The 26,621-nt window shown below is 45.5% G+C and carries 26 protein-coding genes; 16 read left to right on the top strand and 10 right to left on the bottom strand.

Annotated elements, in window-relative coordinates:
* The first annotated feature begins 91 nt into the window (after positions 1-91).
* The 4 genes from CWI76_RS09240 to CWI76_RS09255 all read left to right on the top strand — a co-directional run bounded on the left by CWI76_RS09240 (position 92) and on the right by CWI76_RS09255 (position 3,334).
* Positions 92-1,060, top strand: a complete 969-nt coding sequence (locus CWI76_RS09240; protein ID WP_126760060.1) for a 5'-nucleotidase — start codon at positions 92-94, stop codon at positions 1,058-1,060.
* A gap of 19 nt (positions 1,061-1,079) precedes the next feature.
* Complete coding sequence (locus CWI76_RS09245) at positions 1,080-1,664, top strand: SLATT domain-containing protein (RefSeq protein WP_157980826.1); 585 nt, start codon at positions 1,080-1,082, stop codon at positions 1,662-1,664.
* A 67-nt stretch (positions 1,665-1,731) separates the two neighbouring features.
* Positions 1,732-2,829, top strand: coding sequence for a DUF262 domain-containing protein (locus tag CWI76_RS09250; RefSeq protein ID WP_126760062.1), 1,098 nt, complete (start codon positions 1,732-1,734; stop codon positions 2,827-2,829).
* A 139-nt stretch (positions 2,830-2,968) separates the two neighbouring features.
* Positions 2,969-3,334: a hypothetical protein gene (locus CWI76_RS09255; protein WP_126760063.1), complete on the top strand. Its 366-nt coding sequence runs from the start codon at positions 2,969-2,971 to the stop codon at positions 3,332-3,334.
* A 128-nt stretch (positions 3,335-3,462) separates the two neighbouring features.
* On the opposite strand, the gene CWI76_RS09260 is transcribed toward CWI76_RS09255, so the two are convergent.
* Positions 3,463-4,344 (bottom strand): LysR family transcriptional regulator, encoded by an 882-nt coding sequence (locus CWI76_RS09260; protein ID WP_126760064.1) that lies wholly within the window; start codon positions 4,342-4,344, stop codon positions 3,463-3,465.
* Positions 4,345-4,474: 130 nt separating this feature from the next.
* Between CWI76_RS09260 and CWI76_RS09265 the strand changes: the two genes are divergently transcribed.
* From CWI76_RS09265 to CWI76_RS09295, 7 genes are all read left to right on the top strand, one after another.
* Entirely contained in the window at positions 4,475-4,909 is a 435-nt protein-coding gene (locus CWI76_RS09265; RefSeq protein ID WP_126760065.1) for a hypothetical protein, read from the top strand.
* Between the two features lie 171 nt (positions 4,910-5,080).
* Complete coding sequence (locus CWI76_RS09270; RefSeq protein WP_126760066.1) at positions 5,081-5,797, top strand: GOLPH3/VPS74 family protein; 717 nt, start codon at positions 5,081-5,083, stop codon at positions 5,795-5,797.
* Between the two features lie 109 nt (positions 5,798-5,906).
* Positions 5,907-7,784, top strand: coding sequence for a DUF885 domain-containing protein (locus tag CWI76_RS09275; protein WP_126760067.1), 1,878 nt, complete (start codon positions 5,907-5,909; stop codon positions 7,782-7,784).
* A 114-nt stretch (positions 7,785-7,898) separates the two neighbouring features.
* Positions 7,899-8,483 (top strand): SOS response-associated peptidase, encoded by a 585-nt coding sequence (locus CWI76_RS09280; RefSeq protein ID WP_126760068.1) that lies wholly within the window; start codon positions 7,899-7,901, stop codon positions 8,481-8,483.
* Between the two features lie 63 nt (positions 8,484-8,546).
* Complete coding sequence (locus CWI76_RS09285; RefSeq protein ID WP_126760069.1) at positions 8,547-8,996, top strand: YaiI/YqxD family protein; 450 nt, start codon at positions 8,547-8,549, stop codon at positions 8,994-8,996.
* 146 nt (positions 8,997-9,142) lie between these two features.
* Positions 9,143-10,474, top strand: coding sequence for an ATP-binding protein (locus CWI76_RS09290; RefSeq protein ID WP_126760070.1), 1,332 nt, complete (start codon positions 9,143-9,145; stop codon positions 10,472-10,474).
* Between the two features lie 27 nt (positions 10,475-10,501).
* Positions 10,502-10,747, top strand: coding sequence for a DUF1653 domain-containing protein (locus CWI76_RS09295; RefSeq protein ID WP_126760071.1), 246 nt, complete (start codon positions 10,502-10,504; stop codon positions 10,745-10,747).
* 11 nt (positions 10,748-10,758) lie between these two features.
* Here the strand turns inward: CWI76_RS09295 and CWI76_RS09300 are convergent, their stop codons facing one another.
* From CWI76_RS09300 to CWI76_RS09310, 3 genes are read right to left on the bottom strand one after another with little or no spacing between them, the layout of a single operon-like run.
* Positions 10,759-11,172, bottom strand: a complete 414-nt coding sequence (locus CWI76_RS09300; RefSeq protein WP_126760072.1) for a VOC family protein — start codon at positions 11,170-11,172, stop codon at positions 10,759-10,761.
* Between the two features lie 38 nt (positions 11,173-11,210).
* Positions 11,211-11,489 (bottom strand): peptidylprolyl isomerase, encoded by a 279-nt coding sequence (locus CWI76_RS09305; RefSeq protein WP_126760073.1) that lies wholly within the window; start codon positions 11,487-11,489, stop codon positions 11,211-11,213.
* An 11-nt stretch (positions 11,490-11,500) separates the two neighbouring features.
* Positions 11,501-12,298, bottom strand: a complete 798-nt coding sequence (locus CWI76_RS09310; RefSeq protein ID WP_126760074.1) for a DODA-type extradiol aromatic ring-opening family dioxygenase — start codon at positions 12,296-12,298, stop codon at positions 11,501-11,503.
* Positions 12,299-12,434: 136 nt separating this feature from the next.
* Here CWI76_RS09310 and CWI76_RS09315 point away from each other — a divergent pair, with 136 nt between their 5' ends.
* Positions 12,435-14,375: a S9 family peptidase gene (locus tag CWI76_RS09315; RefSeq protein ID WP_126760075.1), complete on the top strand. Its 1,941-nt coding sequence runs from the start codon at positions 12,435-12,437 to the stop codon at positions 14,373-14,375.
* A gap of 54 nt (positions 14,376-14,429) precedes the next feature.
* Here the strand turns inward: CWI76_RS09315 and CWI76_RS09320 are convergent, their stop codons facing one another.
* Entirely contained in the window at positions 14,430-15,299 is an 870-nt protein-coding gene (locus CWI76_RS09320; RefSeq protein WP_126760076.1) for a LysR family transcriptional regulator, read from the bottom strand.
* 145 nt (positions 15,300-15,444) lie between these two features.
* Between CWI76_RS09320 and CWI76_RS09325 the strand changes: the two genes are divergently transcribed.
* From CWI76_RS09325 to CWI76_RS09335, 3 genes are all read left to right on the top strand, one after another.
* A complete protein-coding gene (locus CWI76_RS09325; RefSeq protein WP_157980827.1) occupies positions 15,445-16,953 on the top strand; it encodes an NADH-quinone oxidoreductase subunit L in 1,509 nt (502 codons plus the stop codon).
* A complete protein-coding gene (locus tag CWI76_RS09330) occupies positions 16,950-19,367 on the top strand; it encodes a YbcC family protein (RefSeq protein ID WP_126760078.1) in 2,418 nt (805 codons plus the stop codon). Before CWI76_RS09325 ends, CWI76_RS09330 begins: the two co-directional genes overlap by 4 nt.
* A 98-nt stretch (positions 19,368-19,465) precedes the next feature.
* Positions 19,466-20,662, top strand: a complete 1,197-nt coding sequence (locus CWI76_RS09335) for an alkaline phosphatase family protein (protein ID WP_126760079.1) — start codon at positions 19,466-19,468, stop codon at positions 20,660-20,662.
* On the opposite strand, the gene CWI76_RS09340 is transcribed toward CWI76_RS09335, so the two are convergent.
* A complete protein-coding gene (locus CWI76_RS09340) occupies positions 20,652-21,452 on the bottom strand; it encodes a GNAT family N-acetyltransferase (protein ID WP_198678602.1) in 801 nt (266 codons plus the stop codon). The genes CWI76_RS09335 and CWI76_RS09340 overlap by 11 nt on opposite strands.
* A gap of 136 nt (positions 21,453-21,588) precedes the next feature.
* On the opposite strand from CWI76_RS09340, the gene CWI76_RS09345 reads away from it, so the two are divergent.
* Positions 21,589-22,632, top strand: coding sequence for a GGDEF domain-containing protein (locus tag CWI76_RS09345; protein ID WP_126760080.1), 1,044 nt, complete (start codon positions 21,589-21,591; stop codon positions 22,630-22,632).
* Positions 22,633-22,641: 9 nt separating this feature from the next.
* Here the strand turns inward: CWI76_RS09345 and CWI76_RS09350 are convergent, their stop codons facing one another.
* From CWI76_RS09350 to upp, 4 genes are all read right to left on the bottom strand, one after another.
* The gene (locus CWI76_RS09350) at positions 22,642-23,586 is read right to left on the bottom strand and encodes a hypothetical protein (protein ID WP_126760081.1); all 945 of its coding nucleotides are present in this window, start codon (positions 23,584-23,586) and stop codon (positions 22,642-22,644) included.
* On the bottom strand, positions 23,583-24,257 hold the full coding sequence (locus CWI76_RS09355) for a hypothetical protein (RefSeq protein WP_198678603.1): 675 nt from the start codon (positions 24,255-24,257) through the stop codon (positions 23,583-23,585). Before CWI76_RS09355 ends, CWI76_RS09350 begins: the two co-directional genes overlap by 4 nt.
* Positions 24,250-25,872: a hypothetical protein gene (locus tag CWI76_RS09360; RefSeq protein ID WP_126760083.1), complete on the bottom strand. Its 1,623-nt coding sequence runs from the start codon at positions 25,870-25,872 to the stop codon at positions 24,250-24,252. The genes CWI76_RS09355 and CWI76_RS09360 overlap by 8 nt, the downstream gene beginning before the upstream one ends.
* A gap of 73 nt (positions 25,873-25,945) precedes the next feature.
* The gene (upp, locus tag CWI76_RS09365; RefSeq protein ID WP_126760084.1) at positions 25,946-26,575 is read right to left on the bottom strand and encodes a uracil phosphoribosyltransferase; all 630 of its coding nucleotides are present in this window, start codon (positions 26,573-26,575) and stop codon (positions 25,946-25,948) included.
* Positions 26,576-26,621 lie beyond the last annotated feature (46 nt).

Genomic DNA, 26,621 nt, shown 5'->3' on the forward strand with positions numbered 1-26,621 from the left:
CATTGGTTAATCATTAGTTATAGTACTTGTATAAAAAGTGATTATGAGACAAAAGATATGAAGTTTTACTAAACCCTTTAAGGAGGCACTCATGCCATTGGATCTTTCAAATACCTTAGTCATAGGCATCTCTGCAACTGCCTTGTATGATATGTCAGATTCCGAGAATTTGTTTAAAGAATATGAGCGAGATCCTGATACCGCTATCGAGAAATATCGTGAATTTATGCTTCAACATGAAAGTGAACCTTTACTTCCTGGTACCGGATTTCATTTAGTAAAAGCATTACTTGGACTGAATCAGTATAAGAGTAATACTGATGCATCCCCTCTTGTCGAAGTTGTAGTTATGTCACGTAATAGCCCTGAAACAGGTGTGAGAGTGTTAAACTCGATTCGTCATGATCGATTGTCCATTTCACGGTCTGCGTTTACAGCAGGAGAGGCTGTTACAGCATATCTTGATGCATTTGATGTCGATTTATTTCTGACCACATCGGCGACAGATGCTCAGACTGTTATTGATTCTAGAGCCTGCGCTGCCGCAGTTTTAAAAGAACCTCCAAGGGGAGTTTTAAACATACCAGAGGGTCAAGTACGATTGGCATTCGATGGTGATGCTGTCCTGTTCTCAGAAGAGAGTGAATTGGTATATAAGACGGAGGGGCTTGAGGCATTTCACGCAGCCGAAGATCGCGATCAAGACATTCCGCTATCAGAGGGGCCATATGCGAGTTTCCTTAAAAAATTATCTAATTTACAAGATAGGCTTCCGTTTCGAGTTGAGTATTCACCTGTGCGAATTGCGCTAGTTACTGCGCGGAACAGCCCTTCTGAAATGCGCGTGATTAAAACTCTCAGAGCTTGGGGCGTTTATGTTGATGAGGCATTCTTTCTCGGTGGAGTGGAGAAGCGAAAAGTTCTAGAGGCATTCAATCCGCACATATTTTTTGACGACCAAGACGTTCACTTGGACGCTGCCGCTAATATTGTTCCCTCAGGGAAAGTCCCTTATTCGAGTGAATCTCCGATGTCCCAGCTTGATAAGAATACTAATTAAGGATAAGAGGACTATTAACGTGCAAAAGAAAAAGCCTTTCGAAGAGCTTCATGATCGCATCCAAAAAACTGCAAATAATAGGTTTAATGCGCATAACCGATTGAAGCTACACCATAGCCTTTCGCTTTGGACAATCACTTTACTATCTATTGGTCTAATCCTAGTTCCCTTGTTGGAAACATTTGATTTAGATTCGGGCTTGCGGTCGGGTTATTCAGCATTTGTACAGACCTTTTTCGCCATAGTAATTTTGGTTATATCTATTATTCTTAATATGACCAATTTTTCAGTAAGAGCTGAACGCTTTCACCAATGCGGACTAATTCTCAATGCACTTGCACGTCGGGTTCATCAGAAGATTGACGAAAACGCAGGTGGTATAGAATACGAAAAGTATGTTCAGGATTATGACAATGCGTTACAACGGTTTGATAATCACTCGAGAATTGATTACCTGTACACCAAATCTCACATGACTAATTACTACAAGAATCCATGGTGGTTTTATGGCTATACAAGAATACGAAGGTTTAGTGAGTATGTTTTCTACTTGTTGATTATTATATTTGAGGGGATATTGATTTGGCCTCTTGTTGCATTGTGACGATGTGCATCACAGACTCAAATTCATTTTTAGAAACTTACCGATTACCAATGCAGAGCTAAATATTATGACCAATGAAAATGTAGATGAGCAAGATAAAAAAATTGAGGAAATAGAAAATGAACTTCTTGCAGAGGATGACTATTCTGAAACTCCCCCCTCCGATATTGTAGCCTTCAATGAGTTAAGGTCTTGCGCAGATTTGGTTCGTATGTATAAGAATGACCAGTTAATCATTAAGCCCGATTTCCAGCGCGACATAGTTTGGCCCAATCCGGCACAAACTCGTTTTATCGATTCATTAGTTAAACAGCTACCGATCCCAAGTATGTGTTTGAGTCTTGATTACAACACTCAAGAGCGCTTGATGATTGATGGGCTGCAAAGAATTTTTAGTATAATCAAATTTTTAACTGATGCAGACTGGAGATTATCATCTCTCGATGATATTGATGAGAAAATATCAGGAAAGACAAGCGGTTTTATTAAGAAAAAATATCCGCAAATTTATAGCCGAATCGAAAACCTGACGATCCCGGTTACTGTTCTTCGTTGTGACTACTCTAAAAAAAGCCATTTGAATTATTTATTCACCATCTTTCATCGATTGAACACGGGAGGTAACAAGCTAAGTAATCAAGAGATACGAAACTGTATTTATCAAGGTTCATTTAATGACATGTTAAAGGACATAGTCAATTATTCCAATACGCGACATCTTTTTGGACTCAAGCCCCATGAAACCAAGCGTTATGCGTATGAGGAACTGGTGCTTCGAGTATTTGCGTTCGCAGATGAGTACGAGTCGTACAACGGAAAGCTGGCGAAGTTTTTGAACGACTATATGGAGAAAAATAGAAATATCGATGATGACGAAATACGCCAAAGGACTAGAGAATTTATAAGAGTCATCGACCTTTTTTATGAACGAATTATGGAAGGAAACCAGCTTCCCAAGCTGAGCAAAGCAACTACTGAAGCATTGCTTGTAGGCATGTATATTAACATCAATGAATTAGAACACCTCAATACTGATCAGTTGAGGGAAAAGTATCAATCACTAAGAGAAGACCAAAACTTCTCGTTTGAAAACCTCAACGAAGGTATTGCGTCAACCGAGAAGGTTAAGGCCCGAATTGGAAGAGCGATTGAGCTATTCTCGTAACATGATAAAAAAAAGAGATATACAACGGTCACTTCAAACCCTCGATAGACGATACAATGCCGCTACATTGGATATCGCCGACACAATTTATTATTCCAAACTTGCGGTACTTGAATATTGTGGATGGATTGAGCATTGCATGGATCAGATTGTGGAGAGATCTATTAAAGGGAAACTCAAGACAGATAAATTTAAGCGCAAATTTCAGAAAGAAATAGTCGGTCGAACGTATGGATTTATGTATGACAAACATTTCTTACCAATGGTCATAAGAACAGTTGGGATTGTTGAGGCGGAGCGACTCGAAAGATTATTAGAAGCTGACGGAAGTTATCAGGTTCTAGAAGCGCAGTTGAATCAAATGAAAAAATACAGAGATAAAGCTGCACATACTTGGTCTGACTTATCCGGCGCGGTGTTTCCAGCACCTTCGATGTTATTAGGTAACTTGGATGCAGCATATCCGATTTTCACAAAACTATATTCGTTTGCTTGTCGTATTTAAAAGCGCCAACTGGATCCAAAAATGGATCATAAATGCGAAAAACGCTAGCCTTAAAGCAAGTAATCATTTTTTGTATAAGAATACAATATTTACATCATCCATTTAGATCCAGAACATCCAACAACACATCACAACCGCGCGGTCAAAAAATCAAGCGTAGCGCGCATGGCCGCACTCAAATGTTGCCGATGGCGATAAACCGCATGCACCGGTGTTGGTGTCGGTAAATAGTCTTCCAATAGTGACACTAACTCACTGTTGGCAAGTTGCTCAGTCACCTGATACCGAGGTAAATACGCGATGCCGAGCGATGCCAACAACCCTTGCTTCAACGCCGCGTTGTTATTGGCGTTCATTGGCCCCTTCACGCGCACGGTTATTTCCTGATTGTTTTCGAGGAACGTCCAGCGCCTATCCACCACATGCGAACTGTGACTCAAACAGGGGAAGTTTGTTAGTTCTTGCGGGTGTGCTGGCACGCCATGCTTGTCTATAAATGCTGGCGTAGCGACCACCACCAACGGTAAGTCATTTAAACGCTTGGCAATCAACGAAGAGCTCTCCAGTCGACCACAGCGAATCGCAATATCCACCTGTTGTGTGACGAGATCCACGCGTTTGTCGTCGAGTAATAGGTCGATGTTGATATCAGGGTATTGCTGAAGGAGCTCAGGAATTAACGGGGCGATTTGTACGCTGCCAAAGGTTACCGGCGCGGTAATGCGAATTAAGCCGCTTGGTGTATTGCGGAAACTTCCCAAGTGCTGATCGGCGGCCTCAACCTGGCTCATCATTTCACGGCAGTATTCGTAAAACGCGCGGCCTTCAATTGTTACGGCCATGGTTCGCGTGGTGCGTTGCAGCAACCGTAAATTGAGCTCGTGCTCAAGTTTCTTAATGGCTTTACTCACAGCACCTTTGGAAATACCAAGGTGCTCAGCCGCGGCAGTAAACGATTGTTGTTCGACCACGGTGGCGTAAATGGCCATATCGGCTAAGCGGTTCAGCATGAGAAGCCCCTTTAACTATCTATTGTTTCTCAAGCGAAACAATGAATTCTATTTTTGCTATCTAATCATTTATTTTGGAAACAGTATACTCCTCTCATCGAATACAACCTAACGTTTTGGAGTGTCAGCCATGAAAACCTATTCACTTGTTGTCCGTCAGTTATCTGAAAGTATTCACTATATTCAAAACCAACTTCGTTTGCCGATGGTGTCACAAAACGCAGCCTGTGCTGAGTTCGAATTAGCCGATGATTCGCGCTTAGCGGTTTGCTCATCGTCGGTAGCGAATGTTACTAGCCGATCAACGAAATGCTTGCCATTAAGTAAGCGTTTACTTTCAGCATTAGAACGCAATGGTGCTTTGTTCAGCCATCAGTTTGCAGTAGGCGCAACACGCGAATGTGAATTGCCAATTCGTTTGCGGGTGCCTGGTCATTCTGATGTGGCGTTATGCCGTGAATGCGTCACTGAGCCGAAAACTGAAAATAGCTCGCGCGTATTATTTTGGTCAGGATTGAATAAAGTGTTTGCTGACTTGGCAAGCCATCATGGTTATCGGATGTAACGTGAACGAAGCAATGAGCCGATTAACTTCAGTTTTCGGCTCATTGTGTGAGCCGAATAATCGTGATTCATTCACTTCGCTCTCGTTGATACAAAAACTTACACACTAAAATTGAGCATTCGCACCAACCTCCCTATGATGGTTAAAACAACATCAATAAAAAGGTGACGCATGCATCACACTAACGAACTACAAGTAAAACTCTACGAAGGCCTTGTGCTGCTGTCCTTGCACGATGAAAAGGGCACCGCTGAAGGTTGGTACATTGAGTACACCGTGGCGGCGGCCGTGCTGGCTGAGTTGTTGTTAGCCAAACGTATTCAGGTGAACGCTGACAATAAAGACAAAATTGAGGTGCTTGATGCTTCGCCAACGGGTGACCAAGTTATGGATGAAGTGCTGCAGAAAATTGCAGACAAGAAGCGTCCGGATACCCTGAAAAACTGGGTTATGTCCATCGCCAACATTTCCAAATTGAAGCACAAAGTTGCTGAGCAATTGGTGGCTGACGGCATTATCAAAAGCGATGAAAAGAAGGTGTTGTGGATTTTCACCCAGAAAATCTATCCCGAAGTGAACCCAGAGCCAGAACGTCATTTGCGTCACGAGATGCGTCGATTGGTGCTGGATAAGCCATTAGAAATTGATCCGCGCGTCGCGTTGATGGTGGCTTTGGCGAAAAGTGCCTATCTTTTAAAAGATGTCTTCAGCAAAGAAGAGCTGAAAACCCACAAAAAGCGCATTGAACAAATTGCTAAGGGCGAAGAGCTCGGCGCTCTAACGCAAGATGTGATTGATGCGGTGCAAGCCGCGGTGATGGTTGCCGTCATGTTACCCGCGATGCTCGCTGCAACAACCGCTTCAACATCAAGTTCCAGCGGCTGTTAACACCTTGCCGCAGAGTGGCGGCGATTCACCCCAAGCGCTGGCGCGTAAATAGACCGCCTAGTCAGTATGGTGCTAAGCTAAGGCCAATATAACAATAAGGAGACAACCGATGTCTGATTTAAAAATGAAGCACTTAGCCTTAGCGGTGACGCTGGCGCTGAGCGCAGCGGCATGTTCTGATGTGCAGAAACCTGAAGCGACAGCGCCTGCAGCAGAAACCCAAGCAGCAAGCACGGCTGCGGTGACCGAAGCGGAAATCAAAGCCGAATCTGAAAAAGCCAACAAGCTGTTCGAAGACATTTTCATGGAAAATGTCATGCGCAGCCCAATGTACCAGTCGTACTTGGGTATAAAGCAAGACCAAGATAAGTGGGACGACATTTCTGAGCAGGCTTCTGAAGAAGAGCTCGCGCTGAAAAAAGAACAACTTGCGAAAGTGAATGCAATTGACGAAGCCAAGCTAAACGAGCAAACCAAGATTAGCTGGATGCTGATGAAGCAGGGCTTAGAAGAAGATATTGCTGACTACAAATGGCGTCATTACAACTACCCTGTGAATCAAATGTTCGGCATGCACTCAAGCGTGGTGTCGATGCTAATCAACCAGCACCGCATTCAAGAAGTTGACGATGCCCAAGACTATATTGCGCGTTTGAACGGCTTACCAGCATTGTTTGAGCAACTTGAAGAGAACCTTCGTTTGCGCGCTGAAAAAGGCATTATTGCGCCTAAATTCGTCTACCCATACGTGATCAGCGACAGCCAAAATATTATTTCAGGCGCACCATTTGAAGACGGTGAGCCAAGCGTGTTGCTCGAAGATTTCACCAAGAAAGTAGGTAACCTTGATATTGAAGAAAGCCAATATCAAGAGCTAACCAGCGCCGCTGAAAAAGCATTAGTGGAATCGGTGAAACCAGCTTATGAAAGCTTGATTGCGACCGTGGAAGATATTGCCGCACAGGCTGACACCAAAGACGGTGCGTGGAAATTCCCTGATGGTGAAGCGTTCTACAACAATGCGTTGAAACGCACCACGACCACTGACTTAACCGCTGAAGAAATTCATGAAATTGGTTTGAGTGAAGTGGAGCGTATTCACAACGAAATGCGTGTGATCATGGAAAAAGTCGGGTTTGAAGGCACGTTGCAAGAGTTCTTTGTACACATGCGTAACAATCAAGACTTTATTTATCCGGACACCGAAGAAGGTCGTCAGCGTTATTTAGAAGAAGCAACGGCGTATATCGACAACATGCGTGAGTTTTTGGATGAGTTGTTTATCACCAAGCCAAAAGCCGACATGATTGTAAAAGCGGTTGAACCATTCCGTGAGAAATCAGCCGGTAAAGCGTTCTATCAGCAGCCGTCAATGGATGGCACACGTCCAGGCGTTTACTACGCGAACTTGTACGACATGGCTTCTATGCCAACCTATCAAATGGAAGCTCTGGCCTACCACGAAGGTATTCCAGGTCACCACATGCAAATTGCGATTCAGCAAGAGCTTGAAGGCATTCCATCGTTCCGTAAATTCGGTCGCTATACCGCGTACAGCGAAGGCTGGGGCTTGTACACCGAATTATTGCCAAAAGAATATGGCTTCTACAAAGACCCATACTCAGATTTTGGTCGCTTAGCGATGGAGCTATGGCGCGCGGTTCGTTTGGTTGTTGATACGGGTATTCACGCGAAAAAATGGACTCGTGAAGAAGGTATCGATTTTTACGTAACCAATACGCCAAACGCTGAAGCCGACGCGCGCAAAATGGTTGAGCGTCATATTGTGATGCCAAGCCAAGCAACAGCATACAAAATCGGTATGTTGAAGATTCTTGAGCTGCGCGAGAAAGCGAAAGCTGAGTTAGGCGACAACTTCGATATTCGTGAATTCCACGATGTGATTTTGGCAAACGGTCCGTTGCCGCTCAATATTCTTGAGCAGTTTGTGGATGACTACATTCGCGAGACTAAGAACGCCAGCTAATATTACTTTTTTAAAAGGTATTAGTTCCTAGTCTCGCAATCAAAACAGCCGTTCAGTTGTATCAATTTTGGCGCAACTGAGCGGCTTTTTCGTTCATTTGAAACGGAGGCTTCTATGTGTGGAAGGCTCAATGTTGTCACTGACCCTTTATGCCAGCTGGTAACCGAACAGCTTGGCTTGAAATTTCATGCACCCACCAATCAAGACTTGCGGCCTACCCAGCAAGTCGAAGTGATCACCACCACCCAGCGTCACGATTTGTTGCATCAGCTCAGCACGGAATGGGGTATTCAACCGAGTTGGGCAAACCGAATTCTCATTAACGCACAGGCCGAGACGGTTGCAACCAAACGCACCTTTCAATTGGCGTTTAAGCAGCATCGTTGTGTGGTGCCGTGTAGCGGTTGGTATGAATGGCAGCAACAAGAAGGGCAATCGCGCAAAACCAAGTACTTGTTCAGCGAAGCGACCGGTCAGCCGTTGTATATGGCTGGTATTTATTTCCCCCATGTTGATTCGCGCGCACAGCTGGTCACACTAACGACAGCGCCAACCGAACAGTGCGCAGCGTATCACCACCGCATGCCTTTATTGATTCGTCCTACAGAAGTCGAATTTTGGCTCAACAGCCAAGCAGAAGCATTAACGCCCCTGCTTGCAGCTCCAGAAGATATCGCTTTGAACGTTGTTGCGCGTTAGGTGATGCGTTTAGCTTAATGCTAATCTATGGTTTATGAAACTGATTAAAACACAGAAACCTCAATGAAAATATATGTAGATGCGGACGCTTGCCCAGCGGTTATTAAAGACATTTTGTATCGCGCTGCTGAGCGGAAACAGCTTGAATTAATTTTGGTGGCGAATCAGCCTTTGCGCGTACCACCATCAAAATGGATAAAAACCAAGCAAGTTGAGTCAGGTTTTGACGTTGCCGACAATTACATCGCTGAAATTTGTGAAGCGGGTGACTTGGTGATTACGGCCGATATTCCGTTAGCGGCCGATGTGATTAAAAAGCATGGCCAAGCACTGAGCCCGCGTGGCGAGTTGTTCACAAAAGAGAACATCGGTAGCCGCTTAAACATGCGCGATTTCATGGATACGTTGCGCAGTAGCGGCGAGCACACAGGCGGCCCACCACCGTTACACCAACGCGATCGTATGACCTTCGCGAATGAGCTCGATAAAATTCTTTCGCGTATAAAAATTTAAACAATCAAACTTATGCGCAACAATAAGATATTTCATACATAAATATGCGCATAAAAGTGCTGGTTTATTGTGAATTTATGCGCATAAAAGTGTAATATCTAGTTCTGTTTCTGTTTTTCACCCCTACAGGTTAACGGAGCGATACCATGAATCGTGCACTTTTAGATGAGCTATTGGTTTGGAAATCTCAGGCTGAACGCAAGCCCTTGCTTGTTGATGGAGCGCGTCAAACTGGGAAAACTTATCTACTTCAACAATTATTTGGTCAAGATTTTCCGAATGTAGTACGTATCGATTTTCTTGAATCGCCAGCGATGGCCGACGCTTTTGCAGATTCGTTAGCCCCCACTGATGTATTAACAAACATTGAATTATTGACGGGGAAACCGTTCAATCCGCAGACTGATCTACTAATTCTCGATGAAATTGGTGAATGCGAGAGAGCGGTAACGTCTCTAAAATATTTTGCGGAAAAAGCACCTCAAATGTATGTGGTAGCTAGTGGTTCAAACATTGGCTTACTTAACAGTTTCCCTGTTGGCAAAGTTGAGCATCATTATCTTAGACCTTTATCATTTAGAGAGTTTCTCTTAGCAGGCAACGAGTTTCCATTGCTGAAAGCTTATGATGCGCAGATGAATTCTGTTGCTGCTCATAAACAACTCTTCGATAAACTAACCGACTACTACTTTACTGGCGGTATGCCAGAGGCCGTAAGTACTTGGTATGCGTTGTCGGATCGTAGCATTCTGGAGCGAATTAATGCTGTTTCACAGGTTCAACGCGATCTGATTGCTGGGTATCAACGTGATTTTGGTAAATATTCAGGAAAAACCGATGCAAACTTAATTGAAGCGGTATTCAATGCGGTTCCGGCACAACTCTCCGAGGTAATGGATGACTCAGTGAAACGTTTCAAATTCAAATATGTTTATGCACGGAAATCTCGTTATCAAGAGTTTGAAAGTGCGATTGCTTGGTTGGAAAAATGTCGCTTGGTGTTAAAAAACTTTCCAATTGAAGGACGGCCAAGAAGTCCCCTTGCAGCATATGCACAGGAAAACAAATTCAAGCTATTTATGTTTGATGTGGGGCTACTCAATCACATGTTGGGGGTTAGCTATCAAGAGCTAAAACGACAGGGATTCGAATACAAGGGATATATTGCTGAAAACTTTGTACAGCAAGAAATGGCAGTAGTTGGCTTCTCGCCAACTTATTCTTGGAATGATGCTCGTGCCGAAATTGAATTTATAATCAGCGATAGGCAAGGACAAATTATTCCAATTGAAGTTAAGAGTGGTAAGCGCACTCGCGCAAAATCACTTCAGTCGTATATTCAAAAGTGTCATCCGAGTAAAACAATCAAGTTAACAGGTACACAGGGTTCTGGGGCGACAGAGACACAGCATTTTGTATACCCGCTATACTTTACCGAACACGCACTTCGTTCACATATTTTGAGTGACGATTGGTGAAGTTCTTAATTTGGACATGCAATACAGATGAAAATTACCCCAGGTAAATATCAGCACTACAAAGGCCCGATGTACGAGGTAGTCGATACGGTGCGCCATTCTGAAACCGAAGAATGGATGGTGTTGTATCGACCGTTATATGGCGACGAACAGGGTTTGTGGGTACGCCCCTATGACATGTTTTTGCAGTCAGTTAGTGTTGATGGTTTAGAAGTGCCGCGCTTTAAATACCTCGGCGAAGAGTGGGGTGACGAGCAGGACATTTCTAAATAACGTGCCGCCAGTTAATCCGTAACTGGCGTCAGTTCTTGCCATAATTGAATCGGGTTGCCTTCAGGATCTGCCAATCGTGCGAAGCGACCATTCGGGTAGGTTTCAGGATCAACGTCAACCTCGATACCAGCTTCGCGGAGTTGCTGAACCATCGCGTCTAAATCGCCAACGCGAAAATTAAACATAAACTGTTGGTTATCTGCTCCGAAATACTTGGTTTTGTTATTAAAAACCCCAAATACCGTGGTACCACCTGCTTGAACCCAAGGTTGTTCTTCGTAAGTTTTTGGTGTTTGTTTCACGCCGAGATGTTCTTCATACCAAAGCGCTAAAGCTTTCGGATCTTCTGCTTTGAAAAAGACGCCGCCAAAACCAAGTACTTTCTCACGTTCGCTTGCACCTGCGCTCAAAACAACAAGACACATGATTAAAACTCCTAATTTAATTTTCATTTTTTTACCTGTTAATTTCGTGACAATGTTTTAATGAGATGCCAACCGAATTTCGTTTTTATAGGGCCATGCACTTCAAGAGTTGGCTTACCGAATACCACTTTGTCGAAAGCCGGCACCATCTGGCCCCGACCAAATTCACCAAGGTCACCACCTTTCTTGCCAGATGGGCAAAGTGAGTGCTTACGTGCAAGATCGCCAAACTTCTTACCAGTTGCTAATTGCTTCTTTAATTCCTCGGCTTCTTCTCGAGTTTTCACCAAAATATGCAAAGCGTGCGCGCGTGCCATTCTTAATCACCTTAATTAATTTGCCAGTAGAACATACGCGATTCTTTATTCAGTGCGTATACCGTGGTTGCTTCGTCACATGCGCGGCTAGCCGCGCCGTAACACACATGTAGCGGCAGTAAATGCTCTTCGCGAGGGTGGCAAAAACGTGCATGAGGCGCTTCTTGCCAATTTGCCAGCATGTGTTGCCGCTGGTGTTCGTTCATATCTTGGTCGCTACAAACTAGCTCAAGCCATGCTTGGAACGCGGCATTTTGGCTATCTGCCTCGGCATGATTAGGCGCGAAAAATGCGCGCATATTATGAAACGAAAATCCTGAGCCCAAAATGAGCAGGTTGTCGTAGTCGAGAGTTTGTAACGCTTGCCCTAGTTTGATGTGAGCTTCGGCATCTAAATGATTCATTAACGACAGTTGCACACAGGGAATATCGGCATCGGGATACATCAGTTTCAGCGGTACGAATAGACCATGATCAAAGCCGCGTATTGCATCGCCTTTTGCTTCAATGCCGGCGGCTGTAATTGCTCCTAATACTTGCTCGGCTAACGTCGGCTCTCCAGGTGCTGGGTACTCAATGGCGTATGATTCAGGCGGAAAACCATAGTAATCGTAGATGAGCTCAGGTTTGGCCGCGGTCGTCACGTGCGGCACGTCGGTTTCCCAATGAGCGCTGATCACTAAAATGGCACTCGGCTTAGGCATTTTCGCTGCGGCTTCGCGTAATTTCGTCACCATATCTTCGTGACTTTTGTCGCCTAACAGCGGCATCGGCCCGCCACCGTGCGCAATGTATAGAATGTATTTCATTCACCGCTTCCCTCATTTTCGACGCTATGAAAGTGCCGTAAGTGTTTTATACCTGATTTCTTGTTGAATAGTAATTGTGAACTAAACTTCTAGAGCTTTGAGAGCAGTTATCGATAACGAACAACAGGATAGAGCTATGCGATTCATTTCCATGTTTCCCATTGTCGCCATCAGTTTATTGCTGGTGGCATGCGGTAAACCGGCGCCAGAGACAACACAGCCAGCGGCGGATGCACAGTCAACGCAACAGGCATCCGCTAAAGCGGAGGTGCCAACGTTTAGCGCTGAAACCTTCTACAACACCGTGACATTATTTGGGTCGTCAATTAATCACGATGGTACTGCGGTTCTTGTTACCAGCGATGAAAGCGGCATTTTTAATGTCTATAGTTATCCGCTTGATGGTAGCGAACCGACGCAACTGACCAATTCAACCACCGATGCCATGATGGGGGTGAGCTGGTTCCCCAACGACGCACGCATGTTATATACCGCAGACCAAGGCGGTAACGAGCTGAACCATTTATATGTGCACCGCGAAGATGGCACAACACAAGATTTAACACCGGGCGAGAATTTAAAAGCGATGTTTGGCGGTTGGCACGAAGACGACATGCATTTTTACGTGATGACCAACGAGCGCGATAATCGCTATTTCGATGTGTATCAGTACAACGCGGTAGACTACAGTCGTGAAATGGTGTTCGAAAATAATACCGGCTTTAATGTTGATGCCATTAGTCCGAACGGACGTTATATGGCGCTCAGCCGAACCAATTCGAACGCCGATTCTGATTTATTTTTGGTTGACCTTGAAGCAGAGGCCGTTGAACCTCAATTAATTACCCCAACTGATGGCAATGTTCAGCATAATGCCTACACATTTACGCACGATAGCAGCAAACTTATTTATGGCACAGACGGCCATGGTGAGTTCTATCAGGCTTGGGCTTACGATATGGCATCAGAAGAACACAGCGAGCACTTTGTTGCCGATTGGGATGTGTCGTTCTTGTATTTCTCTGATTCTGGGAAGTACCAAGTGGTTGGCGTGAACGCTGATGCAAGTACTGAGCTGACGATCACTGATACAACGACTGGCTCTGAAGTTGTATTACCTGAGCATCCTCCGGGTGATTTACGTGGCGTGAATTTCTCAGATGATGATACGACCATGGTGTTTTATGTCAACTCTGATGTGTCGCCGTCAAATTTGATGTTCTGGCAGGTCGGTAGTGAAAACGTGGTGCAACTCACCAATACGTTAGCCGAAGGCATGGAACCAGAGCACCTTGTTCACAGTCAAGTCATTCGGTACCCAAGTTTTGACGAACTGTCGATTCCAGCCTTGTTATATAAGCCACATCAAGCTAGTGCCGAAAACAAAGTACCAGCTGTTATCGTGATTCACGGTGGTCCAGGCGGACAAGCGCGTAAAGGCTATTCGGCAATGATTCAGCATTTGATCAATCATGGTTATGCTTTGCTTGGAGTGAACAACCGCGGCTCATCAGGTTATGGCAAAACTTTCTTCCACCTTGATGATCAACGCCACGGCGAAGATGACTTGCAGGATATTGTGTATGGCAAAAAATATCTGCAAACCCTCGATTGGGTTGACCCCGATCGCATCGCAGTCATGGGTGGCAGCTACGGTGGCTATTTGACCATGGCGGCGCTAGCGTTTACTGATGAGTTTGATGCCGGTATCAATATTTTCGGTGTCACCAACTGGGTGCGCACACTTGAGAGTATTCCGCCGTGGTGGGAAAGCTTCCGTCAGTCGCTATACGACGAGTTAGGTGATCCAGCAACCGATGGCGAGCGCTTGCGCCGTATTTCACCGTTGTTCCATGCCGACAACATAAAAGCACCGGTATTAGTGGTGCAGGGTGCAAATGATCCGCGTGTGCTACAAGTGGAAAGCGACGAGATGGTGGAAGCCATACGTGCCAACAACGTGCCAGTTGAATATGTTTTATTCGATGATGAAGGGCACGGCTTTAGCTCGAAAGCGAATCGAATTGAGGCACAAGAAGCCTACGTTAATTTCCTCAATACCCACTTAAAACAGTAAGTGTAATTAACAAAGCGCCGTGCTTGCGATTCTTACCGAGCAGGTACGGCGTTTTTAATTCAGTAACGTACTGATAATGGTTGATTCAAATTCGCGTTTCGCCGTGATGGCATAGAATTTTTCGACCACGCCTTCTAGCGTGCAGTATTTCTTTAGCACACCAGCTCGTAACTCGTCTTGCACCACAACTTCAGGTACTACCGTCACGCCTTGAATACTGCGCGACATCACCCGTAGCATCGCCATGTCATCCACTTCAGCATAAGGTGTCAGTTGCAGGTTGTTTTCCTCACAATACATATCAAATTGCGTGCGAATATCGCTACTTACGCCGGGCACGAGTACCGGAACTTTATCTAAATCACGAGGGAATTCTTTGCCTTGTAACGCTTCGGTATTGGGGCCAATTAAGCTCACGCTTTGTTGTGCTACGCACTGGCAACGAATTGGCAAATGAAAATCAGAGGCGACGGCTCGATTTGAGAGAATTAAATCGAGTTTATGCATACTCAGTTGTTCGAGTAATTGCTCAAGACTAGCTGACAACAACGTCAGCTGAATGTTGGGGTTACCAAGAATGGGTCTTAAGAAGTTTTCTTGGAAGTTTCGTGAGAGCGTTGCCACAGCACCAACCCGAAATGTTTGTACCACGTGCGTGTCGCCGCGCTCGACCATTGACATCATTTCGTGACTTAAATTGAAAATTCGCTCGGCGTAGTTGAGTACCACATGCCCGAATTCGGTCAATTTAAGGCTACGACCTTCACGCACAAATAAATCTTGTCCTAGGCGCTCTTCCAACTGTTTGATTTGTGACGATAACGCAGATTGAGACACGTGTAACTGCTGTGCGGCACGAGTTAAATGCCCTTCTTTGGCCACTGTCCAAAAGTAAAATAAGTGATGAAAGTTCAGTTCACGCATGGTCGGAGCACCTCAGTGGCGTTTGCTCGGTAAAATGTTCGTAAAAACAGAACGGTTGTATATTTTATATCTATTTTACTGAAGGTATGCTTTTTGGCAACATGCACACTAACATAACACTAGATACGTTATATGGATGAATCACATGCTTGAAACATGGCCCTTTGCCGCGGTTTGGTTGATTGGCTGGCTCGCTAGCTTAGTCGCGCCGCCACGTATGTTGTGGCAAGTCGCAAAGTTAACGTCACTCAGTGCGTTATTGTGTGCTGTTATGTTGGTTCTGTTCTCTGCCTTCAGTGCTGCGCCTGCCGACCGAGTTGGGCTGGTGGTAATTGCCTTAGTGGCCGTATTGGGCTGGGTGGTGACCCGTTTTGCGAAGCATTATTTGCAAGGCGAACCAAATCAAATCATGTTCATTCAGTTTACGTTGTTCACGTTAACCAATGTGGGCTTAATTGTTGTTAGTGACCACTTACTTCTGATGTTGCTAGGGTGGTCATTGACCAGTGTGGGGCTACATAAACTACTGCTGTTTTATCATCAACGCCGCGCTGCACAAATTGTTTCACACAAAAAGTTCATCATTAGCCGCCTTGCCGATGTGTTGTTATTACTGGCGGTTACGTTGACCTATATTGACGTTGGCTCGTTGAATCTTGCGGCTATTAATGCGCATGTTGCGGAGTTTTCAGAGCTTTCGATATGGCTAGAGCTGACCATTGTGTTGGTGGCGCTAGCTGCAATTTTAAAGACCGCTCAGTTGCCGTTGCACGGCTGGCTCATTCAAGTGATGGAGGCGCCCACACCAATCTCGGCATTACTTCACGCCGGTGTCGTCAACCTGTCTGGTTTTGTGCTGTTACGCATGGCACCGATGCTGGCGCAAAGTGACATTGCTCAAGCCTTGTTGGTGGTGGTGGGTAGTTTATCAGCGGCGCTGGCCGCACTGGTGATGCTTACCCGAATCAGTATTAAGGTGCGATTGGCATGGTCAACCTGTGCGCAGATGGGCTTTATGCTCATGGAGATAGGGCTGGGATTATATGAGCTCGCGTTGTTACACCTTGTTGCGCATTCACTCTATAAAGCTTATGCGTTCTTAAGCGCTGGAGAGGCGGTAGAACAGGCACGGCTGCAACGTCTATTAGCGCCAGCTTACAGTGTGACGCGTAAGAAATTGTATGTGTTGAGCCCGTTAATTAGTGCAGCAGTAATTGGTGTGTCATTCGTCGTTTGGCAGTGGGTGCTGCCGCAGTTTCATGTAAGTTGGGTGGCGCTGATTATTCTTACCATTGGTTTTGCGCCCTTATTGTGGCCGCAACGCGACATGACGGCGAAGCTTTTTAGGCTGGGTTTGCTACGTGTATTGTTACTAACTCAGCTGTATTTTATTTGGCATCTACTATTTGCTGCCGCAGTACCAAGTCAGGGCAAGACACACATTGCTTTAGTTGTTTGGGTGGCATTGGTGTTTGTGGCGTTGTTCGGTTTACAGCTATTGGTGCAGCTATACCCACAACACAAATGGTCGCGGAGTTTATATCCGTGGGCCTACAACGGTTTTTACCTCGATGAACGGTTTACCTTGGTAACCTTTAAGATCTGGCCATTGCCGCCGGCTCAAACAGATGCTTCGAAGGAGATTATTTCATGAGTCAGGCGCAAGACACTTTAAGAGCGCAAGTAGAAGCGGCTGTTGTATCTGCATGTGCCCACATTGCGCCGGCATGGCCTTTAGATCAGATGATTGCAGTGAACCCATATTGGGGACGTGCCCATCAGTCGTTCGCGAAAGCCGCAAAACTACTAGAGCTTACTGCGGCGTCGCCGCTTTCAATGCGCAACGATTATTACGCGCAGCTCTGGCAAGATGGGGTGATACAAGAATCACATTTGCAGCAGGCGATGGATGAGCTGAGCTCTGAGCATTCCATGACGCACTTGGTCAGTTTTGTCGGTGGGAAAAATTATAAACCGCTTGCTCTTCCGCTTCTGAGTGACTGCTACGACAAAACGCGCGATTTAAATCATGAGCCAGGTTGGCATGAAACAGTGACCTTCCAAGTGTCGCAATTTTGTGCTGCCTATTTTGATGAATATCAGGCCGCTTGGCATCCGCACAAAGATGCGCCGCTGTATGCGAGTTGGTTGAATGAGGTTCGTCATGATCGTAGCGTACGAGTCTTAATGCATAGCGATGATTTAATTGCGCGTGCCGATGCCATGCATAGCGACCCGATTGAACAATTGACGCAGGTGTTGCGATCTTTGGATATTCCACCTGAGCAATGGGATTTGTGGCTGGAAACGGTTCTCATGCGTGTGAGCGGGTGGGCGGCTGCTTGCTCGTATCGTGCGTGGCAAGCGAACTTGCGCGGCGAAACAGATACCACGCTGATGGAGCTATTGGCTATTCGCGCAAGTTGGGAATGGTTGGTTGACAGTGGTGGTCGCGAAGACGATAGCGTTTGGGTGCGTTGGCGCGCACTATGGGACAAAATTGGCAACTATGATTCGCTGTCACGTAGCAAACTTTTAGTTTGGCAACGTGCGCATGAACTCGCTTATCAAGAGCAGTTGGCGCAAGTGTTAATGCAGAAACCTTCGGCGGCTTCTGGGGCTCCTGAGGTGCAAGCATTCTTCTGTATTGATGTGCGCTCCGAAGTTTTCCGCCGCCACTTTGAAGCTCAATCTGATGGCATTCGCACCGGTGGTTTCGCTGGATTTTTTGGGCTTCCAATTGATTACACGCCGCTGGGTACGCAGAGCACTCGCGCGCAGTTGCCGGGCTTATTGGCGCCGAGCTTGAATGTAACTGACAGCAGCGGTGATGCTTCAAAAGACGTTGAGTTAGCGACAATTCGTCGGGTGAAACTCCAAGAAAAAGCCAGCTTGTGGCCATTTAGTAATGTGCCGGCTTCATCGTTTAGTTTGGTTGAAACGCTGGGCATGGGGTATTTGGGTAAGTTACTGAAGGCAAGCTTCTTTAAAGCAGATAATAACGGCGTTGATAAGCTTGGACTCTCGGAAGACGACTGCTGCTCATTACGACCAACTTTGGGTGTGGATGCTGAAGTGCTGCCGTCGCGCGTGGATCTCGCCGCGGGTGTGTTGACTGGAATGGGGCTAACCTCGAACTTTGCGCCGCTGGTATTGTTAGTGGGGCATGGCAGTACGAGCCAGAATAATCCGCAGCGGGCAGGTTTGGATTGTGGTGCGTGTTGTGGCCAAACCGGCGAAGTGAACGCCCGCGCATTAGCGCAGCTGCTGAATCACAAAGAAATTCGTCGCGGTTTAGCTGAGCGTGGCATTGTCATTCCGAAAACCACTTATTTCATGGCTGCTTTGCACAATACCACGACAGAAGATGTCACGCTGTATGAGGCCGATGCGGTTCCAGCTAGTTGGCAATCGCAGTTAGCACAGGTCGAGTTGCAGTTGGCGCGCGCCAGTGATGCGGCACGCTTAGAGCGAGCACCAACTTTAGGTTTGGAACTTACTGAGGCGAGCATTGAAAAACGCCGTGCTGCATTTGTTCGCCGCGCCTATGACTGGTCGCAAACGCGCCCAGAATGGGGTTTAACCAACAACGCGGCATTTGTGATTGCGCCGCGTGAACGCACGCGAGGGCTTTGCCTAGAGGGGCGTAGCTTCTTGCACGACTATCACCCTAAGCAAGATGCCGACGGTGCCGTACTCACGCAGATTATGACCGCACCAATGATTGTCACCAACTGGATTAACCTGCAGTACTTTGGTTCGACGGTTGATAATCAGCGCTTTGGTAGTGGCAATAAAACCCTGCATAACGTGGTGGGCGGTCGCTTGGGTGTGTTTGAAGGTAACGGTGGCGATTTGCGTATCGGCCTCGCCTGGCAATCGATTCACGACGGCCAGCAATACCGCCACGAACCGCTGCGCCTGAACGTTTACATTGATGCGCCAATGGAGCGCATCGCTGCGATTGTCGCTGAGCATGAAATACTCCAGCAACTCATCGGCAACGACTGGCTCTACGTGTTTCAACTGCCCGAGCCCGGCTCTCCGCCCCGCCGCTTTAAGCATTAAGTGGGGTGCAGTCCAAGGACTGCACCCCTCCTCCTACACACCATTGTCATAAAGCTGTGGTAAACTTTGCGGCATTATTAACTAATCGAGAAAGATAGATGAAATATGTAGTTGGATTGTTACTGGCGTTGGCTTGCCTGCAAGCGCAGGCAACGGAAGAGCAGACGGTGGTATTGATTTCAATTGATGGTTTTCGCCACGATTATATTGAGCTGCATGGCGCACCAAACATTGCCAAAATTGCCGAGCAGGGTGTTCGCAGTGAGGGCTTGATTCCGGTTTATCCGTCAAAGACTTTCCCGAATCATATTTCAATTGTGACCGGCCAATACCCATCGAATCACGGCATTGTGGATAACAACTTCTACGATACCGAGCGTAAGCAGCGCTACAAAATGGGCGATGGCGTGAAAGACAGTACCTGGCTGACCACGTTGCCGATTTGGAACCTTGCCGAATTTCAGGGCGTGAAAGCCGCAACCTTCTTCTGGCCTGAGTCGGAAGCGCGCATCAATGGACGTACACCAAGCTACTATTTCAACTACAGTACACCGGCACCGAATCGCCAGCGCATCGATCAAATAGTTGAATGGTTGAAGTTACCCGAAGCCGCGCGCCCACGTTTGGTCACCGGTTATTTTTCGATTGTCGATACCATGGGGCACCGTTTTGGCCCAGAGTCACATCAAGTGGCAAAAGCTGTAAAGCATGTGGATGAGCTTATTGGCGAGTTATGGCAACGTATTCATGACGAAACCGAGGTGCCGGTCAATCTCATTTTAGTGTCTGATCACGGCATGTCACAAATTACCGCGAAAGACATGATTGATGTGAAAGAGCTCAATATCGACGAAGAACTGTTTGAAATCGTCAACGCATCAACACGTTTGATGATTTATCCGAAAGAAGACGTATCTGCGGATCAGATTCAGCAACTTGAACAGCGCTTGAAGCAAAAACAAGGTAACTTTGTCATCGAATCTGAGCAGCAATTGGCGCAACTCGGTGTAACTGACGGGCCGCGCAAGCCAGCTATAGTATTGGGAACAACGGCACCAGCAACTTTTACGACGCGTCCGGAAGAACAGCGCAAAGATGGCGGCACCCACGGTTTCCATTCAAGTCGCGACATGGATGGCTTATTCGTAGCAGCTGGACCAGCTATTCAGCAGGGCACTCAAATTAATCGTTTCAGCAACATCCATATTTATCCGTTTATGGCCAAGTTGCTAGAACTGGAATTGATGACCGAAATTGACGGTGATGCCGAGGTGTTAACGCCAATTATTCGGTAGCAGCGGCTAACGGTTTCATCATAATAATATCCCGCTGTGGGTCATTCCCCAGCGGGAATACATGTGAACCAACCTCAATAAATCCTGACTTTTTATAGAATGCGATGGCGCGCGGGTTATGCTCCCAAACGCCTAGCCACATCACGTCGTTACCTTTGTGTAGCATGGCATCAATAGCTGCCTGCATTAAATCTTGTGCAATGCCTTTGCCATGCCAGTCTTTATCTACATATAAACGCTGTAGCTCGCCAGCTGATTTAGCTTGAACGCATTCTGGTGTATTGCCCCAGCGAAGTTGCACGAATCCGACAATATTCCACTCATGCGTCGCCAGTAGTGTTAATCGATTGGGGTCTTGAATTTCCGCCAGTTGCAACGCTTCGCTGTAAGTTGCGTCACAATGCAAGCGCATGTTTTCTTCGGTATTGTCAGCCGCAAAGGTATCGACGAAAGTCCGCCGAGCAATTTCTGAAAGGCGTGCCGCATCTTCTTCGGTTGCTGTTCTAATATGTGCAACAGAAGTGCCGCGACGAGCCTGACCGTCAGCAGAACGCGTAAAATTGGGGTTGGTTTTCTCTTCGTGTTCCATCAGCAATAGCGTTAAATAAATTTTAGTTGGTAATGAGAGCACAACACCGAATGCGCTTAACGCAGCTCCTAAGATAAATCCTTGGTGGCCGATATCGTCGCTGGCAAACGTCACGCCAAGTATAATGTGCCCGCAAACCAATAAAGCAAGGCCCAAAATAATGGCGCCTCTGAGCAGTTTAACTTGCGTTGTTTCGTTCATTTTGCACTCAATATTTGCTTCGTATAGTCACTATCAAATCATGGATTAAGACTTTCGGCTAGTCGTTCACAAAGTTAATTCCATTTCCTTAAAAACACCGTTAGGATACTTCAAAGTGATACAACGAAGTGACGTTATGAAATTTTGGCGCAAATACCATCCCGATATTGATGCAGCAGATCCGCGCTTCAAACAAGTTTCGCTAATTTATAGCGTATTACTGATCATGACGGCTTATTTTGCCATTATCGGTACGCTTAACGTTACCTTGTTTCATGCTCCCGAAATTGCATTTTTCGACTATCTTGGTCTTATTCTTGCGTTATTAATTCTTCGGTATGTTAGCCAGGGCGGAAATTTCAGAATTGCGAGCTGGGCTGTCATCATTTCCATTGCGACCATATTGTTGGCGTTTGTGCACCTAGCTGAAGGACGTAACTACTCGTTGATGTGGGTCACAATTTTACCGCCGTTTGCATTCTTTTTATTGGGGCGTCGAGATGGCTCTTGGGTGAGTGCCATCATATTGGGATATTGCAGTTGGTATCTGTATCAGCTCATTAATCAACAAGTCACCGCTAACTTGGGCCTCGGTGCTTTATTTAACTTTATTGAAGTGGCCACCGCACAAGTATTTCTATTTCGTTTTTATGAAAACTCACGTCAAGAGGCCTATGATCAATTACAGAAAACGGCGATCACTGATCCATTGACCAAAGTATTTAATCGACTGCATTTAGATAACACACTTAACGCAGTGATTGCTCAGGCAAATCGTTTTAATCAACCGGTTTCCGTCTTACTTCTCGACGTGGATCATTTTAAGGCAGTGAATGATAAATATGGCCATTTTGTTGGGGATAAAGTTCTTATCAAACTCTGTGATGTTCTGCGAGAAACGATTCGTGAAACAGATTCTGTAGGCCGTTGGGGTGGCGAAGAGTTCTTGATTATTTGCCCGAATACTAACCAACAACAGGCAATTCAATTAGGCCAGAGAATTATCGAAAATGTGCGTGCTGAGGCGATCGAAAATGATATCCATATTACCGTGAGTATCGGTTCGGCAACGTATATGAATGACGGCGAAGACACGATCGATCAGCTGTTGCTTAGTGCCGACCAAAACTTATATCGCGCAAAACATGCAGGGCGCAACCAAGTGCTTGGTACACCCTAAGGCTACCGTTTATTCAATATTCACTCGAATGACAAACTTCAAGAGTGAAAAGGCCGCAACGAGAAATAGCCAAAGAAATAATAAACTCTCATCATGCGCTAACTTGGTCCAAATACTGTTCTTTAGAATAATATCTTCAGATTTGTAGCGTTGAATGGCACCTGCATCACCTTTGCCATTAAAAGTAATCTGCATGCCAGGTGAATCATCAACATAAATAAATCCAGAGCTTTGAATCGATGGATTCTGAATAAAGAACTTATCGCCTAGTTCAAGCGCATACGGCTCCGTTTGATAATATTGCCCAGACCAAGCGCCTTTGTCCGAAATTGCGACAGAACCTTGATGCAATATAGGCTCACGCGCTGATGCTTCCTTCACCTCTCCACCAATCGTCATCACACCATCTATTGGTAACGTATAACTGTTGTTCGCAGAAGCCTGCAATTCAAATGCTTCACAGTCGCTTAATTCAATTCGCTCGTTTGGGGTTTGAATAAACCCAACCGGTGCAAGTGTCGCGGAGCTTAACGTTATCCACACCGAATCAGTTCCAATGCGTTCAATATAAACGGAGGTATCTTGAGCAACTTGAAGTTGCCCAGATACAAGGGATGTTTCGCTACCACACTCTGAGTAACGGGTAACGCCATCAAGTTGCCACGGCACAAAAGCACTGTTTTGGAATGAATCAATGGCGATAATTTCCGACCGCGCGGTGACGTTATAAAGAGTATCGGGTGTAGTGATAAATCGAAGCGAAATAAAGACAATATATGCTAAGAGTAACCAAAATAGCCCTACCAAAATATGTAATAACCACCGCAATGGGCTTGTCGCTATGCGATCACGAAACTCGGTTGCAGAATAGGGTAAATCTTCGTTCGTTAGAAAAATACCGAATAAAAATTTGGCGGTTTTGCGAAATATGGTTTTGAAGTTGAATGATTTCATTGAAATAACTCGACGACTTCATCTGGCATGGCGCGCAAATTTCTACGTTTGATGATCACACGTGTCATTTGACTGGCATCAACATCCTGTAATACGCATTCTTTGTCATAAGATACGCGATAATTACTACGCAGATCTTGGCACTTCACGGTAACAGGTGACGTATCACTTACTTCATGACTATTGCCAAAAACTGTCGCTACATCCCGACGCGCATTGCTACGAAGAAATACGGCGATATTGGTCATCGATTTTGGTGTACCCCAAGAACCCACTAAATAATTACCATTTAGGGACGAGCAATCTGGTTGCGCCGTTGCAAGCAAACCCAATTCACCCGGTGCGAATTCTTCTAACTCATCGATGTATTTAGTTGGGAATTCAATGCTGACTAACCCTTCTGCAGGTTCTGTAAAGGTATATTGATATTGAGATTTATAGCGGCCATCGGCGCTGCTAACAAAAATACAAACGCGGCCTTGATAAGCACTTGGAAAATAAAGGTGAGGCGCAACGGCATAGTCCACATCCGTGAACTGTAGACCTTTTAAAAATTGCCCAGACACTTTCACCGTTTCACTGTATGACTCGGTAAATTCACTCACCTGATTCGCTTGCGTTAAACCCGCATACGCGCCCAGCACAGCAACCGCAAATAGACGTTTAATCATAGTCAAATAACTTAATGGTGTAGGTGCCATGACTTCTAATTCCCGTCAAACGAATGACATGTACGTCGGAGGACAATGGCGTAAACACAATTCGATAGTCCTCGTTTGTGTAAAAATCGCCATCGTATTTTTTTTCACCTGTTTCATCAAAAATCTCAAGACGGAATCTCATATTTCCAGGATTCTTCTCAAATTTGAAATCGATAGGTGCGTTTGCTGTCATCATCATTCGATATTCCGCAACAGCGTTGTTCGCGAGTTTTCCAGCCATTATGTCCCCAGCAACAACAACGTTTTGGGCACTTTTTAACTCTGCGTCTGTAATCCATTGCTCAATGCGGAAATCTGTTGTGCCGTAGCTTCTTAACCCACTTATCCTGATGGTATATGTATCATTTTTGGGCGGGGTGAAAGCATAAGCGTAGTTATCAGTTGAGTAAAAATCATAATCTTGAAGAGATTCTCCAGCACTGCTTATTATCTTCACGTTATATCGAAATTGTTGTCCTGATACTTTATTTAAGATGAGCTCGATTGGACTATTTTCTTCTCCATTAAATCGATATTCGGCAATTGAATCTTTAGCTACTTTCGGTGTTATTGTGGCTGGTATCTCAATTGTATTTCCAGTGCCACGAAGTTCAGAATCGAAAGCAAAGTCAGTCATCTGGATATCAAATTCGCCAAAGGATCGAAGCCCTAAAAGACGCACAATATAGGTATCTGATTTTGGAGGCGTAAAGGCAAAGTTATAATCGTCACTGCTATAAAAGTCGTAATCCAACAACATATTTTCGCGCCGATCCATTATTTGAATCGTGAACCGCATCTGATTGCCATCAGTACGCTTCAAAACAAACTCTACCGGACTATTTTCCAGCATTTTCACTTCGTGATCTTTAACCTGATTTGCCGCCAAGCGACCAGTTAAGTGTGAGTTGGTTGTAACCGCTGAGTCGTCGGTTGTATCAGTTGGAGATTCAGTTGTTGTAGCCGCCGCAGGTTTATCGTCGACGCCGAAGTGATCATCTAGCATATTTGTGAGTGCATCCGCTCGATAAACCACACCACCTTGGTCATCCACTTCAAGTAACACGCCAGCAGCCTGTTCAGCCACGAACAAAATACTACCGCTATAACCTTGCTTAAATGGTTCGTCGGCACGCTCAGGCTTTATTGCTAAGTACTCTGTTTCATCAACCGTATTTATCACGATTTTCGACTGCAACACACTACCATCAGCCAAACGTGTTTTCAGAACACCAGTTTGATATACATCCAACAGCTTCTTTAAATCACTCACCTGCAAGAACGTGTTTCGATTACATTGCGCCTCAGGAATATTTGACTCAAGAACGGCCATGTCGACATCAAATACATGGGCAAGATCAGCAGTGAAGTATTGCCGCGTTGGCAGCATGATATTGGCGGTTTTGGCATCGCCCATCACATGTTTTGGAGTCACGACAAAGCAGGTGCCATTGACCAAATAATTAAACCCTTGGCCGACATTAAAATCTGCCGAGACTAAAACATCAGAACTGTGACTTGAAGGCGAGAAGAGAGTAGAAATACTAATCAAGGCCAATGAGCCGAGTATTTTTATTGTTTTCATAGCTTAACTTTTGTGTGACGTTTGTTCTTTTATAGTATTTTTATTCAACAAACGTCAACAAAAGGTAAACAATTTATCGTGTGCCGAATATCTTATCTCCGGCGTCACCTAAACCTGGAACAATGTAGCCATGCTCATTTAAATGAGAATCGAGCGAAGCGGTATAAATGTGGATATCTGGGTAAGCTTCGAGCACTTTATCCACACCTTCTGGCGCGGCAACAAGCACTAAAACTCGCGCATCTTTGCAACCATGTTGTTTCAACATATCGAGTGTCGCCACCATCGTGCCGCCAGTTGCTAGCATGGGGTCAATAACCAAAGCTGTTCGTTGGTCGATGTCTTTTACCAACTTTTGGAAATAGGGCACCGGCTTTAAGGTTTCTTCATTGCGATATAACCCAACCACACTCACTTTCGCGCTAGGAATTAAATCGAGTACACCATCTAACATGCCAATTCCCGCGCGCAAGATAGGTACCACTGTCACTTTCTTGCCTTTGAGTTTTTCAACTTCAATCGCTTCGCCGCTCCAACCGTTAATCGTATGTGGTTCCAGCTCAAAATCTTTGGTCGCTTCGTAGGTCAGTAAACTACCAAGTTCATTGGCAAGTTCGCGAAAGCTCTTGGTTGAAATATCTGCTTCGCGCATTAAACCAAGTTTGTGCTGAATCAGCGGGTGTTTAATCACGTGTAGTGGCATGTGGGAGTCTCTTTTAAGTCGATCTGTTGTTTCGTAAAGTAACTGT

Origin of the sequence: Pseudidiomarina marina (assembly GCF_003987045.1) — a bacterium.
Taxonomy (GTDB): Bacteria; Pseudomonadota; Gammaproteobacteria; order Enterobacterales; family Alteromonadaceae; genus Pseudidiomarina; species Pseudidiomarina marina.

Coding starts and splice junctions, on each gene's coding strand:
- CWI76_RS09240 (WP_126760060.1), top strand. CDS start 92: ATGCCATTGGATCTTTCAAATACCTTAGTCATAGGCATCTCTGCAACT.
- CWI76_RS09250 (WP_126760062.1), top strand. CDS start 1,732: ATGACCAATGAAAATGTAGATGAGCAAGATAAAAAAATTGAGGAAATA.
- CWI76_RS09255 (WP_126760063.1), top strand. CDS start 2,969: ATGGATCAGATTGTGGAGAGATCTATTAAAGGGAAACTCAAGACAGAT.
- CWI76_RS09260 (WP_126760064.1), bottom strand. CDS start 4,344: ATGCTGAACCGCTTAGCCGATATGGCCATTTACGCCACCGTGGTCGAA.
- CWI76_RS09265 (WP_126760065.1), top strand. CDS start 4,475: ATGAAAACCTATTCACTTGTTGTCCGTCAGTTATCTGAAAGTATTCAC.
- CWI76_RS09270 (WP_126760066.1), top strand. CDS start 5,081: ATGCATCACACTAACGAACTACAAGTAAAACTCTACGAAGGCCTTGTG.
- CWI76_RS09275 (WP_126760067.1), top strand. CDS start 5,907: ATGTCTGATTTAAAAATGAAGCACTTAGCCTTAGCGGTGACGCTGGCG.
- CWI76_RS09280 (WP_126760068.1), top strand. CDS start 7,899: ATGTGTGGAAGGCTCAATGTTGTCACTGACCCTTTATGCCAGCTGGTA.
- CWI76_RS09285 (WP_126760069.1), top strand. CDS start 8,547: ATGAAAATATATGTAGATGCGGACGCTTGCCCAGCGGTTATTAAAGAC.
- CWI76_RS09290 (WP_126760070.1), top strand. CDS start 9,143: ATGAATCGTGCACTTTTAGATGAGCTATTGGTTTGGAAATCTCAGGCT.
- CWI76_RS09295 (WP_126760071.1), top strand. CDS start 10,502: ATGAAAATTACCCCAGGTAAATATCAGCACTACAAAGGCCCGATGTAC.
- CWI76_RS09300 (WP_126760072.1), bottom strand. CDS start 11,172: ATGTGTCTTGTTGTTTTGAGCGCAGGTGCAAGCGAACGTGAGAAAGTA.
- CWI76_RS09305 (WP_126760073.1), bottom strand. CDS start 11,489: ATGGCACGCGCGCACGCTTTGCATATTTTGGTGAAAACTCGAGAAGAA.
- CWI76_RS09310 (WP_126760074.1), bottom strand. CDS start 12,298: ATGAAATACATTCTATACATTGCGCACGGTGGCGGGCCGATGCCGCTG.
- CWI76_RS09315 (WP_126760075.1), top strand. CDS start 12,435: ATGCGATTCATTTCCATGTTTCCCATTGTCGCCATCAGTTTATTGCTG.
- CWI76_RS09320 (WP_126760076.1), bottom strand. CDS start 15,299: ATGCGTGAACTGAACTTTCATCACTTATTTTACTTTTGGACAGTGGCC.
- CWI76_RS09325 (WP_157980827.1), top strand. CDS start 15,445: ATGCTTGAAACATGGCCCTTTGCCGCGGTTTGGTTGATTGGCTGGCTC.
- CWI76_RS09330 (WP_126760078.1), top strand. CDS start 16,950: ATGAGTCAGGCGCAAGACACTTTAAGAGCGCAAGTAGAAGCGGCTGTT.
- CWI76_RS09335 (WP_126760079.1), top strand. CDS start 19,466: ATGAAATATGTAGTTGGATTGTTACTGGCGTTGGCTTGCCTGCAAGCG.
- CWI76_RS09340 (WP_198678602.1), bottom strand. CDS start 21,452: ATGAACGAAACAACGCAAGTTAAACTGCTCAGAGGCGCCATTATTTTG.
- CWI76_RS09345 (WP_126760080.1), top strand. CDS start 21,589: ATGAAATTTTGGCGCAAATACCATCCCGATATTGATGCAGCAGATCCG.
- CWI76_RS09350 (WP_126760081.1), bottom strand. CDS start 23,586: ATGAAATCATTCAACTTCAAAACCATATTTCGCAAAACCGCCAAATTT.
- CWI76_RS09355 (WP_198678603.1), bottom strand. CDS start 24,257: ATGATTAAACGTCTATTTGCGGTTGCTGTGCTGGGCGCGTATGCGGGT.
- CWI76_RS09360 (WP_126760083.1), bottom strand. CDS start 25,872: ATGAAAACAATAAAAATACTCGGCTCATTGGCCTTGATTAGTATTTCT.
- upp (WP_126760084.1), bottom strand. CDS start 26,575: ATGCCACTACACGTGATTAAACACCCGCTGATTCAGCACAAACTTGGT.